Source organism: Acidobacteriota bacterium (assembly GCA_004299485.1).
In the GTDB taxonomy this organism is placed as follows: Bacteria; Acidobacteriota; Terriglobia; order Terriglobales; family SCQP01; genus SCQP01.
This window is the reverse complement of the sequence record SCQP01000001.1, coordinates 384190-399385: the sequence shown is the minus strand read 5'-3', so window position 1 is coordinate 399385 and position 15196 is coordinate 384190. Positions and strand designations below refer to the sequence as shown.

Genomic DNA, 15196 nt, shown 5'->3' with positions numbered 1-15196 from the left:
CTTCAGTCCCCGCTTGAGCAGCTCTTCGACCGCCCGGCTGAACCGCAGGCCGCGGCTGCTGGCATAATGATGCACTTCTTCCAATAAGTCATCGTTTACGGATATTGTCGTCCGCATAGCAAAATGATGCGCAAATTGCATTGTGATGTCAACCGCCATCCCGAGTAGCATGGAAAGCGTGCGCCGCTTCCTTGCACTTTCGGCTACGTGCGCTCTTTTAGCTGCCCTTGCCATCGCCCAGGCCGTCTCCGGCTCCATGGCGCAGGATTTGCGCAACTACGTGGCCACGCCCGCGGTGTCTGGCTACGAGAGCGCGCTGGCCAATCACATCGCCGATGAACTTGCCGCCTTCAATCCCACGCGCGACAATCTCGGCGATGTCATTGTCACTCTCTCGCCGCCAGCCGCCGCCACGGGCGCGCCGCTGCTGCTGGTGGCGCCGCTCGACGAGCCGGGCTACGTAGTCAGCGCCATCACCAGCCAGGGCTATCTGCGCGTCGAGCGCCTGCCCACGCGCGGTTTCCTGCCCCTGTTCAATGTGTTGGCCACAGGTCAGCCTATTCAGGTGCAGACCCCATCCGGCCATTGGCTGCAAGGCGTCGTTACCGGCCTTTCGGTCCACTTGCGCGGCGGCCGCCTGAACCCGCCCGATCCGGCAAACCTGGACAACATGTATGTCGACGTCGGCGCCTCCTCCGCCGCGGAGACGCGCGCCGCCGGCGTCCATGTGCTCAGCCCGATTGCGCTCGACCGCCAGTTGCAGGTGCTCGGCGATGGTGCGCTTACCGGCTTTAGCATCGGCAACCGCTATGGCGCGGCGGTGCTGGTCGAAGCCCTGCGCCATGTGGACGCGGCCAAACTGCCCGGCCCGGTCACCATCGCCTTTGTGACGCAGCAATGGAGCGGTGGACGCGGCCTCGCTCGCGTGCGCGAGCAGCTTGCGCAGCAGACGAACGCCGCCGCTCCCGTCCCGGCGGTACTGGTAGGCTGGCCGGCGCCGCCGCGCCAGGCCCGGCGCTTACGTGCGGCGCAGGCTGCGGCACCGGTTCCCACCCTCCAATATTGGTCGATTCCGGTGCATTGGCGCTCCACACCCGCCGCCACGATCGACGCCAAACCGCTGGACGATCTGGTCGCGCGCGTGGAGAAAGCACTCGGCGAGACCCCGTCGGCACCGCTGCTGCCGCAGCCTGCGCTGCTGCCGCTCCCGCCCTTGCCCGCGCGCCCCGCTACCGCACCCACGCCCACCGCGGCGCTGCAGCAATTGGTCGCGCAGTATGGCGTGCATCCGCACGAGTCGCGCGTCGCGCAGGCGATCCAGAACCTGCTGCCGCCCTGGGCGCACCCCATCAGCGACAGCGCCGGCGACCTGGTACTGCATGGGGCTGATAGCGGACCCAACGCCCCCCGCATCCTGTTTGTCGCCCATCAGGATGAAACCGGTTTCGCCGTGCAAGCGATTGCCCCCGACGGCCGGGTGCGCCTCGAAACCCGCGGCGGCGTCGACCTGCGCTTCTACATTGGTCACCCGCTCGTCGTGCATACCGGCAAGGGGATGCGCCCCGCCGTGCTCGAACTCCCGCAAGGCTGGGATCAGCCCGGTTTCAAATTCGAGCGTGGCATGCCCCTCTGGGCGGACGTTGGTGCGCACACGCCGGCCGAAGTTCAGGCGTTGGGCATTGCCGCCGGCGACACCGTCACCATTCCCAAACGCTATCGCGCGCTGCTGGCCGACCGCGCCAGTGCCCGCAGTTTTGACGATCGTGTCGGCTGTGCCGCGCTCATTGCCGCCGCCTGGGCGCTGGGCCCCAGCCTGCCTGGTCGCGACGTCACCCTCGCCTGGTCCACCGGCGAGGAAGAAGGCCTGCTGGGCGCCAAAGTTATCGCTGCCCGCATGGCCGCGGCCGGCCATGCGCCTGATTACGTCTTCGCCATCGACACCTTCGTCAGTTCCGACTCGCCCCTCGAGTCGCACCGCTACGCCGACGCCGCGCTCGGCGATGGCTTCGTCATCCGCGCCATCGACGACTCCAGCATTACCCCCTGGGACCTCGCCCGCCGCGTGCGCTCGATGGCGCTTGCCGCCCACATTCCCGTGCAGATTGGCGAAACCAGCGGCGGCAATGATGGTTCCGCTTTTCTGCCCTATGGCTCGGTCGATTTGCCCTTGGGCTGGCCCCTGCGCACCTCGCACTCGCCCGCGGAAGTTATCGACACCAGGGATTTGGATTCCCTGACGCAGATCATCGAGACTCTCGCCCATTCCTGGTAATAATTGAAGGAGTGCTCCGTGCCTGGCGCCAAATGAGCCTTCCGCTGCTGGCCATAGCCTGTCTTTTGGCCGGCGGCTGTGTCAACAACAAGGGCGACAGCCCTGGCGACGTAAAGGCTAGCACTGCCGCCGTGGCGATCACGTATCAACTTGCCGGTCAGCATTTTTCTCAGGTCTACGCCCGTTTCAGTCCGGCGCTCCAAAAAGCTCTCCCACCGATGCAAATGGCCAAGCTCTGGCAGGGCTTCGAGAGTAAATACGGCAGCTTCGATAGCGCTTCCGCCGTCGAGAATCGCCAGCATGGCGCCACGGCCACCGATGTAGTCGTGGCCTGCCACTTCCTCCGAGGCACGCAATTTCTCGACTGGACTCTGGCTAATGCCAATCTCCAGGTTACCGGCCTGCACCTGGCCGGTGGTTCCTAGAATCCGCCCAAAGATACGCTCGCGTCAGGGTAGGTTATTACCATGCGCGTCCGAGGCCGCCTGCTGCCGCTGTGGCTGATGACCGCGGCCTATGCGCTGCTCCTGGGCCTGCGCTGGACGGCGCTGCCTCACGCTCTCGTCATTCATTTCAGCCACGGTGATGCTCCCAGCCGCTTCCTGCCGCGCCCCGTCTTCGCTCTCGTGACCCTGGCAGTTCTTTGTACCGTCGTCGCGCTCGCCACCTGCTTGTTGCCGCGCGAGGGTGAGTGCGGCCGCGGTGCCGCCACACTGGCCTTCAGCTTTTGCTATGGTCTCTTCGGCTTCATCGGCGGCGTTTTCTGGTCGCTGGTGCGCATCAATGCCGGCCTCGGCAGCCCCGTGCGGCCAGCCGTTGCTACGGCCCTGGCCTTTGCCGCTCTCGGCTTAATCCTCGGCGTCTCCGCGCCCGCACCCCTCCCAGCCCGCTTTCATCATCCGCCGGCGCCAGAGTGAACCGTACGTCATAACATTCCCGAGCAGGGCTGATGCCGCTATAATCCGCCCTATGCTGCGTCGCCGAATCTACCGCTTGCTGCCGCTCGCCCTGCTGGCCGTTGCCGCGCTTCCTGCCCTTCCTCAGATTCCCATGCCGGTCAATCCCGCTTTCTGGAGCGGCATGCGCTATCGCCTGATCGGTCCCTTCCGTGGCGGCCGCGTGACCGCGGTCGCCGGCGTCGCGAGCGAGCCCAACACCTTCTACTTCGGCTCGACCGGGGGCGGCGTCTGGAAAACCACCGATGCCGGCGCAGCCTGGAGCAACGTCAGCGACAAGTACTTCACCGTTGGGTCGATGGGCGCCATCGCTGTCGCGCCATCTGATCCGAACGTCGTCTATGCCGGCACGGGTTCAGCCGACATTCGCAGCAACGTCTCCATCGGCCGCGGCCTGTACAAATCCACCGACGCCGGCAAAACCTGGACGTTCGCCGGCCTGCCCGACGCCGGCCAGATTCGCTTCATTGACATTGCGCCGCATGACCCCAATCTTGTTTACGTTGCCGCGCAGGGCAATCCCTTCGCGAACGGCCCCGATCGCGGCGTCTACCGCAGCCGCGACGGCGGCCAAACCTGGCAGAAGGTGCTCTACATCTCGCCCGAGCTGGGCGCATCCGCGCTGGCCATGGATCCGGTCAACCCGCAGATTCTCTACGCTGGCCTCTGGCACGGTCTGCGCAAGCCCTGGACCATCATCAGCGGCTCAGAAGCCAGCCAGGGTGCAGGCCTGTACAAATCCACCGACGGTGGCGATCACTGGACCAAGCTCGGCAACGGCCTGCCCGAGCAGCTCTTCGGCCGCAGCAATATCAAGATTTCTGCCGTCGCTCCCAACCGCATCTACGCGCTCATCGAGGCCAAGCCCGGCAGCGGCCTGTACCGCTCCGAAGATGCAGGCGCGCATTGGTCGCTCATCAACGGCAACGCCGAGCTGATCACGCGCCCCTTCTACTACGACGCGCTCGGCGTCGATCCCAACCATGCCGATGTGGTTTACGTTGGCGACGAGAACTGGTTCCAGTCCACCGATGGCGGCAAAACCTTTCAGCGCGAGCGCACGCCGCATGGCGACAATCACGGCATCTGGATCAATCCCAGCAATTCGCTCGACATGATCCAGGCCAACGACGGCGGCGCCAACGTTTCGCTCGACGGCGGCAAGACCTGGAGCACGCAGCTCAATCAGCCCACCGCGGAAATCTATCAGGTCGCCGTGGATGACCAGCACCCCTACCGCATCTATGGCGCCCAGCAGGACGACGACACCGTCATCATCCCCAGCCTGCCGCTCGGCGATGATCAGGCCTTCCGTTCCGGCCCCGGCTGCGAAACCGGCCCCATCATTCCCGATCCCGCCAAACCCGACATCGTCTACGGCGGCTGCAAGGGCCAGTTCACGCGCGAGGACATCCGCACCCACAACGAAATGAATTACTGGGTCGGCGCGCAATCACTCTACGGCAACAACCCGCCGCGCCTCATCGACCGCTTCCAGCGCGTGGCGCCGATGGAAGTCTCGCCCCATCCGCCCTACGCCGTTTACTATGGTTCGCAATACTTGCACCGCACCCTCGATGGCGGCGTGCACTGGCAGCGCATCAGCCCCGATCTCACCGCGCATCCTCCGGGCACGCAAATTGCCAGCGGCCAGCCCATCACCCGCGATGCCACCGGCGAAGAAGTCTACAGTACGCTCTACTCCATCCGCGTCTCGCCGGTCCAAAAAGGCGTGATCTGGACTGGCTCCAACGACGGCCTCATCTACGTGACCCGCGACAGTGGCAAAACCTGGGCCAATGTCACGCCCCAAGGCCTCCCGCCCGGTGGCCGCGTCCAGAACATTGACCCCAGCCCCTATTCCGCCGCCGGCGCTTACGCCGCGATTTATCGCTATCTGCTTGGCGACTTCAAGCCCTACATCTACCGCACCGGCGATTTCGGCGCCCACTGGACGCTGCTCACCGATGGCCATAACGGCATTCCCGGCAACTCGCCCACGCGCGTGGTCCGCGAAGATCCCGTCCGCCCCGGCTTGCTCTTCGCTGGCACCGAGTTCGGTATGTACGTTTCCTTCGACAACGGCGGCCACTGGCAGCCGTTCCAGCTCAATCTGCCGCATACGCCCGTCACCGACATCAAAATCGCTCACGGCGATCTGATCCTGTCCACCCAAGGCCGCTCCGATTGGATTTTGGACAATCTCAGCCCGCTGGAGCACCTGACGCCGGCCATCGAGGCCTCGAACGCCTACCTGTTTGCGCCTCGCACCGCCATCCGCTCCGGCAGCGGTTACGGGTTCTTCGGTTTCGGACGCGCCGCCGGCCCATCCTATCCTGCACCGGGCGCTCTGATCGGTTACTACCTCAAAGCCACGCCCGCCGCGCCGCTGCAGCTCGAAATCCTCGATTCGGCCGGCAACGTGATCCAGACGTTTTCCAGCAACGCGCCCGCTCCAGCCCGCAGCCGCTTTGGCCGCTTCGGCTCGCCCCAGCGCCTCGCCGCCACGCCCGGCATGCACCGCTTCACCTGGAATCTGCACTATCCCGGCCCATGGGAAAGCGCCCGCCAGCCGCACGGTGGTAACGGCCCGCTGGCCGTTCCCGGCCAATATCAGGTGCGCCTCAGCTTCGGCTCCTGGAGCCAAACTCAGCCGCTGACGCTGGTTGAAGATCCCCGCAACACCGGCGACGGCGTGACGCAGGTGGATTTGCAGCAGCAATTCGATCACAACCAGCGCGTGCTGGCGTTGGTCAGCCAAGTCAACCAACTCGTCGCTCGCATCCGCACAGCCCAAAAAGATCCCTCGCCCAAGGTCGATCCGGCCAGACTGGAGGCGCTGGCGGCGCAGCTCATCACTCCTGCCATCCGCTACAGCCAGCCCGAGTTGCAAACCCAGATCACCTATCTCTACGGCATGACCAACCGCGCCGATCAGCAAATCGGTCAGGACGCCATCGCCCGCTATCAGGTGCTCAAAGCCCAGCTCGACGCCCTGCAAGCGCAAGCCAACGCGCTGCTGGGCGGAGCCGGCAATTAAACCAGCGGCCGCGCAATCTCCGGAAACGCCCGTAGCAGCTCCGTGTCCATCGTGACCAGATCTACGTGGAGTTGCAGCGCCAGTGCCGCATATTCGAGATCGTAAGCGGTGCAATGCGTCGTAGCGGCCAGTTCCATTACGCGCCGGCTGTCCGCTTCATGCGTATCGGCAATGCATCGCTCCGCATCCGACAGCGCGTCGAGCACCGCTGACATCGCCATGCCATGGCGTAGCTTGCCAGCCAGCACGTTCCGCAACTCCGAGCGCCACAGCGCGGGAGCCTGCCAGTCAGGCTCGACAACTGACAGCAGCTTCGCCGCTTCATTTTGCGGTCCGGGCAGGCAGTAGTACACGATAATGTTCGCGTCGACAACGATCAATGGCTCTCGCGGCCCTCTCGGATGATGCGCACAATCTCATCCAGCGACGGCGGTACATATCCGCTGGCTAGTAGGGCCCGGTGATGCCGGTCGAGCGCTGCCAGTCGTGCTTTCACCTCTGCCGGTTTTGGCACGGCGCTCAACGCCGAGCGCAAACGTACGAGTATTTCCTGATTGAGGCTCCTGCCGTCTCGCTTCGCCATTTGTTTAAGCTGGACGTGCAGGTCGTCGGGCACGTTTTTCAAGGTGATCGACACCATGCAACCATTTTACAACCGTTTTGGTTGCATGGAACCTTTTCCGCTTGCGGTGGTATAACTAACCGGGACTCCATCGGTTCGTCCAAGCCTGCCAGATGCTGCAAGACCTGAAATTCGCCCTCCGCACCCTGCGCAAAGCGCCCGGCTTTGCGGCCGTCGCGTTGCTGACGCTGGCGCTCGCCATTGGCGCCAATACCGCCATTTTCACCTTCATCAACGCCATCGTGCTGCGGCCGCTGCCTGTGCAGAACCCCTCGCAGTTAGCGTTTTTAACCGATCCCACTGACTCGGGCATGGACTTCGGTACCACCGGCGGCCAACGCGGCCTGCTGGCCTACACCGAGTACACCGCCCTGCGCGATCAAAACGATGTCTTCGCCGGCCTGCTGGCCGCGGAATCGAGCGAAGACCGCCAGCAGGTGACCTGGGGTGCAGGCAGCGCCGGCGGCGAGCGCGTCATGACCAAATTGGTCAGCAACAACTTCTTCAGCGTGCTGGGCGTTCCGGCCTTCCGCGGCCGGGTGTTTTCGCCTGATGCGGCCATCAAGATCGGCGCCGACCCGGTCGCGGTCATGAGCTACGCCTACTGGAACCAGCGCTTCGCGCGCAGCCCCGCCGTGCTGGGCAGCACACTGCGTCTGCATGGCCACACGTTTACGGTCATCGGCGTTACTCCGCCCGGGTTCTTTGGCGAGAGCGTGGGTCAGGCGCCGGATTTGTGGTTTCCCCTGAGTATGCAACTCGACGTTCGCCCCGGCCGCGATCTGCTGCACAACCCACCCGGCGTATCGCGCGCGATGTGGCTCCAGGTTCTCGGCCGGCGCAAGCCCGATGTCTCGCTGACGGCGGCAGAGGCCGCCAGCAACTCGATTTTCCATCACGTCATCGAGCAGCAGGCGGGCGCGGCCGCGGATGCGCAAACCCGCCGCAACCTGCTGACCCAGCACTTGAAACTTTCCAGCGGCCGTACCGGTGCTTCCAGCTTGCGCGGCCAGTTTGCCGATCCGCTCTGGGCCCTGCTGGCGCTCGTGGGTCTGGTTCTGGCGGAAGCTATCGTGAACCTCGCCAGCTTGCAACTGGCGCGTGCCACGGCACGGCAAAAAGAAGTCAGCGTGCGCCTGGCGCTCGGCGCCGGCCGGAGCCGCATCATCCGTCAGCTTCTGACCGAAAGCGTCTTGCTCGCGGTCGTGGGTGGACTGCTGGGCGTGGTGTTGGCGTTCTGGGGCGAGCATCTGCTTTTGGCGATGGCCGGCTCCGGCGCGGGGCGGACCGCGATGAGTCTTAGCCTTGCGCCAGACTGGCGCGTGCTCGGTTTCATCGCCATTTTGTGCCTCTTCAGTGGCGTTCTGTTTGGCCTTCTTCCCGCGCTCCGTCTGTCGCGCACGAATCTGAATAACACCTTGCAAGCACAGGGGCGCAGCGTCCATCAGCGCCTGCGCCTCGGCAAGGTGCTGGTCATCGCGCAGATCGCGCTCTCCATCGTGCTGCTGGTGGGCGCGGGCCTGTTCGTCCGCAGTCTGAGCCAATTGCAGGACGTGCCTCTCGGCTTCGAGGCACAAGGCCTCTCGCTTTTCGGGGTGAATACCAATACCGCCGGCTACAAAGGCGCTGCCGCCACGGCCTACTTTCACCATCTTCTCGATCGTCTGCGCGCGCTGCCGGGCGTCAGCGGCGCGGCGTTTAGTGTTGATGGCCTGTTCGCCCACAGCGAAATGGGTCTGCCCGTCGCCGTCGACGGCTATACGCCGCCCAATGGTCGGCAGGGAAGCGGCGCCCGCGCAGACGAAGTCTCTACCGGATATTTTCAGACGGTGGGCATTCCCATCCTGCTCGGCCGCGGCTTCACCCCTCAGGATGCGACCAGCGGCGTGAAATACACTGTGATCAACCAGACCATGCAGAAGCGCTTCTTCGCCGGCCGCAATCCGCTCGGCCGGCAAATCCACGATATCTATCCCGACGATCACGGCGCGGTCTTCACGGTTGTGGGCGTTTGCGCCGACGCCAAATACAACAGCCTGTCAGAAAAAACGCCGCCCCGCTTCTATTTATCCTTCTTCAACGGCTTGCCGGGCCAGGCCAATACCGACGCCCGCATCTTCGTCCGCAGCTCCGGCCCCGCCGCCGCGGTGACGCAGGGCGTGCGTCGCACCGTGCGCTCGCTCGATAGCAACGTGCAATTCGGCGACTTAGGCACGATGGCAGAAATGGTGGACGCCTCCCTGGCCACGCAGAAAATGCTCGCCCGCCTCAGTGGCTTCTTCGGCCTGCTGGCGCTGCTGTTGGCCGCTATCGGCCTGTACGGCGTCATGGCCTATAGCGTCGCCCGGCGCACCAGCGAGTTGGGCGTTCGCCTGGCGCTGGGCGCCAGCCGCAGCGCCGTCGTGCGCATGATCCTGGGCGAAACGCTACTGCTGGTCGCCGTCGGCGTGATCATCGGCATACCCGCGGCGCTCGGCGGCGGCAAAATTGTCTCCAGCCAGATCCACCTCTTTGGTCTTAGCTATTTCGATCCCGCTTCGCTTGCCGCCGCCGTGGTTCTTCTGGCGGCGGTAGCCAGTCTCGCCGGCTATTTGCCCGCCCTTCGTGCCAGCCGCGTCGACCCCTTGCAGGCGCTGCGCCAGGAGTAAACTACCCTCATGGCGACCAAAACCGCTTGGACGCTGGCCGACTACATGGCCCTGCCCGAGGGCGCGCCCTACGAGCTGAGCGAAGGAGAGCTGGTCGTGTGCGCTGCACCAACCTTCCGGCACAACGAAATCCGCGATCTCATCAACGCCTCGTTACGCGCATGGCTGCGCGATCACCCAATGGGCGTGGTTACAAGCGAAAGCGATTTTCAGCTCGGCCCAGATACGGTACGGCGCCCCGATGTGGCATTCATTCGCGCCGAGCGCTTTCAAACGGAATATGAAAGCCTGAACGTGCAGCCGATGGCGCCCGATCTGGCCGTTGAAATTATATCGAGCAGCGACCGCCCTGGCGCCATGCAGGGAAAAGTGAACCAGTACTTGGCCGCGGGCACTGTCCGAGTCTGGGTATTGTATCCAGAATATGGCGAGGCCCACCTGTTCACCAAGCCGGGCATCCAACCCGAGGTTCGCTCCGCCGATCGTGGCGAATACATGGATGCCCCCGAGCTGCTGCCCGGCTGGACCATGCTGCTGGGATCCTTTCTACATTAACGGAACTCGGTAAGCCGCTTCCCGCGTATAGCCAGTAGTATGCTGCGTGACCTCCGCCTTGCCTGCCGGATGCTGCTCAAAACGCCCGGTTTTACCGCCGTTGCGTTGCTCACGCTGGCCCTCGGCATTGGCGCCAATGCGGCGATCTTCACGCTGGTCAATGCCGTTTTGCTGCAGCCGCTGCCGGTCAGCCATCCCAGTCAGCTCGTCATGCTCACTGATCCGGCGCAGGACGGTCTCAGCCTGGGCACGAGCGGTGGCCGCCGCGGCAAGCTCGCCTATCCGGAATACCAGCAATTGCGCGCCGCCGATACTTCCTTCCGCGGCTTGGCCGCCTTTGGCACCGAACATCCGCGCACTCTTGTGAATTGGAGCCGCTCAGGCGAGTCCGCCACTCCTGAACTTGCCCGTATTGAATTAGTCTCGAATAATTATTTCAACGTATTGGGAGTGCCGGCCTATCGTGGTCGAACTTTTGCCGATCAGCAGGCGCTTAAGCCCGGCGCCGACCCGGTCGCCCTCATGCGTTACGGTTACTGGAACCAGCGCTTTCACCGCAATCCAGACGTTATCGGCCGTACCTTTACGTTGCACGGCAATAGCTTCACCATCATCGGCATCGCCCCGCCCGGATTTTTCGGTACGGACGTTGGCCTCGAGCCCGACCTCTGGATGCCCATCGCCATGCAGGCGCAAGCATTGCCGGGCCGGGACTTGCTCCATAACCCGCCTGGCGTCTCGCGTTTCATGTGGCTGCAAGTCATCGGCCGCCTGAAACCCGGCGTCACGCTGGCCGCCGCGCAAGCCCAAAGCAACGCCATTTTCCAGCAAGCGCTGCAATCCCAAATGGGTGCCGCCTCCGGCCAAATCCGCCAGTCGGTGCTCAGCCAGCGGCTGCAGCTCTCGAGTGGCGCCCGCGGAGCCTCGGCCGCTCGCGGCCAGTTTTCCGCCCCGCTGCTGGCGCTGCTGGCCTTGGTCGGCCTCATCCTGCTGCTTGCGGTGGTGAATCTCGCCAGTCTGCTGCTATCGCGCGCGGCTGTGCGGCAAAAGGAAATTTGTGTGCGTCTGGCGTTGGGCGCCAGTCGCGGCCGCATCCTGCGGCAATTGCTCACCGAAAGCGTGCTGCTGGCACTCTGCGGCGGCGCCCTCGGCGCGCTACTCGCCTGGTGGGGTGTGCACTTATTGCTGGGCATGGTCAGCGCTGGTGGTTCGCTGACGCTGCCGCTCGCCCCCGATGCTCGTGTGCTGGGCTTCGTGCTCGGCATTTCGGTGCTCGCCGGTCTGCTCTTCGGCCTCGCGCCGGCGTGGCGCATGGCCCGCACGGATCTGAACGCCACGCTCAAAGCCGAGGGCCGCGCCGTTCACGCCCGCATGCCGCTTGGCAAAGCCCTGGTCGCCGGCCAGGTCGCGCTCTCGGTGATCCTGCTCGTCGGCGCCGGTCTGTTCCTGCACAGCCTCCTCAAGCTCGAGTCGCAAAGCGTCGGCTTCTCCACCAAGGATCTCGTTGAAACTGACCTCAACGCCGAACGTGCTGGGTTTCGCGGCGAATCGCTGGCGGCGTTCTATCACCGCTTTCTCGACCGCACCGCTGCGACGCCCGGCGTGCAGGGCGTCGCGCTCTCCATGATTGGTCTGTTTGACGGCAGCAACGCCGGCATTCCCATCAAGGTCAACGGCTACACTCCTCCTGCCGCCGGCTCCATGGGCGAAGGCATGGGCAGCGCCGCCATGGTCGATCAGGTCTCGGCCGGCTACTTCAAGACGGTAGGCATTCCGATTCTCATGGGCCGCGCCCTCAATGAGGCCGATGCCACCAGCGCCACCAAAAACGTGGTCATCAGTCAGACCATGGCCAAAACCTTCTTTGCCACCCGGAACCCCATCGGGCATCACATCATCGATGCTTTTCCGGACGACCATGGCGCTGAGTACACCGTGGTGGGCGTCTGCGCCGATATCAAAGTCGGCAGCCTCGATGAACCGGACATGCCGCGCATGTATTTTCCCTTCCTCAACGGTCTGCCGGTGGCCACCCCGCCACCGGGCACTTCCGTTCTGATCCGCGAATCGGGTTCGTCGGCCGCGGTCGCCACGGCGCTGCGCCATGAAATTCTCGCGCTTGCGCCCAGTATCCGCGTGCAGGACTTCGCGCCCGTGCAAACGCTGATTTCTCAGACCGCCGTCAGCCAAACCCTGCTCGCCAAACTGAGCGGGTTCTTCGGCGTCCTCGCGCTATTGCTCGCCGCCATCGGGCTCTATGGCGTCATGGCCTACAGCGTCACCCGCCGCCAGGCGGAAATCGGCGTCCGCATGGCCTTGGGGGCTTCCCGCTTCAACGTCATCGGCATGGTCATGCGCGAAATGCTGCTGCTGCTCGGCATTGGTGTCGCCATCGGCATTCCCGTCAGCCTCGGCTTGGCCAAGCTCTCAGTCCATCGCATGGACCTTTTCCAGCTTCATTATTCCGATCCCACCGTCTATGTGAGTGCCGCCGTCGCATTAACGATCGTGGCCATGATTGCCGGCTTCTTGCCCGCCCGCCGCGCCAGCCACGTCGATCCGCTCGCTGCGCTCAGGGAGGATTGAGATGCGCACCTTCTGGAATGACCTGCGCTTCGGTCTGCGGCTGATCACTAAAGCGCCCGCCGCCAGCCTGATTGCCATTCTGGCGCTCGGCCTCGGCATTGGCGCCAACACCGCCATCTTTAGCGTAGCCAACGGCATCCTGCGGCACCCGTTGCCCTATGCCCACCTGAACCGTCTGCTCGACATCTCCGAGGTCCCACCGCATTCGCCGCCTTCCTCAACCAACACTGTTTCCGCCTTCAATTACGCGACCTGGAGCAAGCAGGCCAGTGTCTTCCAGGCGCTGGCGGCCTACGAGTACAACGACGTAAACTTGAGCGGCTCCGGCACGCCGGTCATGGTGCAGGCGGGTGCGGTCTCGGTTAATTTCTTCAAACTGCTGCCCTCGGTACCCCTGCGCGGCCGCGTCTTTCTGCCTGGCGAAGATCAGCCCGGCCACGACCGCGAAGCCATCCTCAGCCAGTCGCTTTGGCAGCATCAGTTCGCCGCCAACCCTGCAATCGTGGGCCAGACGATCCAACTCAACCAGCAGGTCTATACCGTCGTCGGCATTCTGGGCAAAGATGCCGTGATGCCGCAAGCGGTGCAGCTCTGGCTGCCCTTGGCGCTCACACCGCAACAGCTCGCCGACCGCGAAAACCACAACTTGCAGGTCATTGCCGAGCTTCGCCCGGGCGCTGCCCTGACGCAGGCGCAAGCGGAAATGCGCGCTCTTGCCGCCCGCATCGATGCCCAGTATCCCGCTACCAATAGCGGCTGGGGCGTGAACGTGCAGACGCTGACGAACTACATCATCGGCTACGAAACCGCCAGTTACGTCTGGCTGCTGCTTGGCGCCGTCGGCTTTCTGTTGCTCATCGCCTGTGCCAATGTCGCCAACCTGCAGTTCGCCCGCGCCCTTCGCCGCAGTCAGGAACTAGCCCTGCGCGTGGCTCTCGGCGCCAGCCGCGGCCGCCTGGTGCGCCAACTGCTCACCGAAAACGTCCTCCTCGGCATCATCGGCGGCGCCGGTGTAGGTCTCGGTTTCGCCTACGTCTCCATTCGTCTCATTCTGGTCAACATGCCCGCCGACGTGGCCCAGTTTATCGGTGGCTGGGATCGCATCCGCCTCGACGGAACCGCGCTGCTCTATACCCTCGGCATCGCCATCCTGGCAGGCCTGATCGCCGGCCTGGCGCCCGCGCTGCACGCCGCCCGTCCGCAACTGAATTCCACCTTGAAAGAAGGCGGCCGCGGCGCCATCGGTCAGTCCCGCCAGCGCCTGCGGGCGGTATTGGTCGTGGCCCAAATCGCGCTCGCTCTTGTTCTGCTGGTCGGCGCCGCCTTGATGGTCGAGGGCTTCCGCACCCTCCTCGGCGCCGGCGCCCAATTCCAGCCCGACCGCACCCTGACCGCTGCCATGCGCTTGCCCAGCTCCGGCCATTGGCAGTCCGACATCGCCCGCGCCCAGTTCTTTCAGCAGACACTCGCCAAGCTACAGGCGCTGCCCGGCGTGCGCGCCACCGCCACCTCGACGTATCTCCCGCTGAGCAATGATCTCAATCAAAACGGCTTCAGCATCGAAGGCCGTCCCATCGGCAACGCCAGCCAGCAGCGCTATGCTGTGGCGCAGTCTGTCAGCCCCAGTTTCTTCACCCTGATGCAGGTGCCGCTGCTCGCCGGACGTTCCTTTTCCGCCTCCGACGGCGCCGGCACGCAGCCCGTTGCCGTGATCAGCCAACGTATGGCGCAGCATTACTGGCCCGATCGCAGCCCGCTCGGCCAGCACATCAAGCTCGGAAACGATAACTCCAGCAACCCATGGCTGACCATTGTGGGCGTCGCCGGCGACGTGAAATGGAACTGGTCCAGCCCGCAGGCGGTCTCAACCTTCTACATGCCCGCCGCCCAGCATCCCAATCACTCAGCCTTCTTCCTGTTGCGCGGCTCCGGTTCGGGCGATGTCACCGCCGCCGGTCCCGCCATGCGTCACGCCATCGCTTCGGTCGATCCCGTTGATCCGCTCTTCGCCATGGAATCGCTCCATCAGGTCATCCACGAGGCCAGTATCGGCATCGCCTATGTTTCGGTCATGCTGAGTGTCGCCGGCCTGCTGGCGCTCATTCTGGCCGCCATTGGCGTCTACGGCGTCATGTCCTTCCTGGTGAACGAGCGCGTTCACGAGTTCGGCATCCGTCAGGCTCTCGGCGCCTCGCACGGCTCCATCGTCATGCTGGTTCTGCGCCGCGGCGGCGCCATGCTGGGTATCGGCCTGCTCGTCGGCCTGCCTCTCGCCTATGCCATGGCGCGCTCGCTGCAGGGCCTGATTCAAGGCGCTGGCGCCGGCGACTGGGCGATTTACTCGCTGATTAGCCTGGTTTTAGTCCTCATGGCGGCCCTCGCCTGCTACGTACCCGCCCTCCAGGCCACCCGCGTCGACCCCCTGACCGCCCTTCGTGAATCCTGAGCCTTCGCTAGCCACTAACCACTAGCCACTAGCCACTGAACGGTTTAGAGTATCTGTGTCTGGAGGATTGG

The 15196-nt window shown here is 64.4% G+C and carries 10 protein-coding genes; 8 read left to right on the top strand and 2 right to left on the bottom strand.

What is annotated here, in order from left to right; translation table 11 throughout:
• Window positions 1-145: 145 nt before the first annotated feature.
• The 4 genes from EPN33_01810 to EPN33_01795 all read left to right on the top strand — a co-directional run bounded on the left by EPN33_01810 (window position 146) and on the right by EPN33_01795 (window position 6268).
• Window positions 146-2272, top strand: coding sequence for a M20/M25/M40 family metallo-hydrolase (locus EPN33_01810; GenBank protein TAN24522.1), 2127 nt, complete (start codon window positions 146-148; stop codon window positions 2270-2272).
• 11 nt (window positions 2273-2283) lie between these two features.
• Complete coding sequence (locus EPN33_01805) at window positions 2284-2697, top strand: DUF3887 domain-containing protein (protein TAN24521.1); 414 nt, start codon at window positions 2284-2286, stop codon at window positions 2695-2697.
• Window positions 2698-2739: 42 nt separating this feature from the next.
• Window positions 2740-3189 (top strand): hypothetical protein, encoded by a 450-nt coding sequence (locus EPN33_01800; protein TAN24520.1) that lies wholly within the window; start codon window positions 2740-2742, stop codon window positions 3187-3189.
• A 133-nt stretch (window positions 3190-3322) separates the two neighbouring features.
• The gene (locus EPN33_01795) at window positions 3323-6268 is read left to right on the top strand and encodes a hypothetical protein (GenBank protein ID TAN24732.1); all 2946 of its coding nucleotides are present in this window, start codon (window positions 3323-3325) and stop codon (window positions 6266-6268) included.
• On the opposite strand, the gene EPN33_01790 is transcribed toward EPN33_01795, so the two are convergent.
• On the bottom strand, window positions 6265-6648 hold the full coding sequence (locus tag EPN33_01790; GenBank protein TAN24519.1) for a PIN domain-containing protein: 384 nt from the start codon (window positions 6646-6648) through the stop codon (window positions 6265-6267). The two genes, EPN33_01795 and EPN33_01790, sit on opposite strands and share 4 nt — an antisense overlap.
• Complete coding sequence (locus EPN33_01785) at window positions 6645-6908, bottom strand: Arc family DNA-binding protein (protein TAN24518.1); 264 nt, start codon at window positions 6906-6908, stop codon at window positions 6645-6647. The genes EPN33_01790 and EPN33_01785 overlap by 4 nt, the downstream gene beginning before the upstream one ends.
• Window positions 6909-7003: 95 nt before the next feature.
• Between EPN33_01785 and EPN33_01780 the strand changes: the two genes are divergently transcribed.
• Genes EPN33_01780 through EPN33_01765 form a run of 4 tightly spaced genes read left to right on the top strand, consistent with a single transcriptional unit; the run spans window position 7004 to window position 15125 of the window.
• Window positions 7004-9538, top strand: a complete 2535-nt coding sequence (locus EPN33_01780; GenBank protein ID TAN24517.1) for an ABC transporter permease — start codon at window positions 7004-7006, stop codon at window positions 9536-9538.
• Between the two features lie 9 nt (window positions 9539-9547).
• Window positions 9548-10093: a Uma2 family endonuclease gene (locus tag EPN33_01775; GenBank protein TAN24516.1), complete on the top strand. Its 546-nt coding sequence runs from the start codon at window positions 9548-9550 to the stop codon at window positions 10091-10093.
• 39 nt (window positions 10094-10132) lie between these two features.
• Complete coding sequence (locus EPN33_01770; protein ID TAN24515.1) at window positions 10133-12679, top strand: ABC transporter permease; 2547 nt, start codon at window positions 10133-10135, stop codon at window positions 12677-12679.
• Window position 12680: 1 nt separating this feature from the next.
• The gene (locus EPN33_01765; protein TAN24514.1) at window positions 12681-15125 is read left to right on the top strand and encodes an ABC transporter permease; all 2445 of its coding nucleotides are present in this window, start codon (window positions 12681-12683) and stop codon (window positions 15123-15125) included.
• Window positions 15126-15196: the final 71 nt, after the last annotated feature.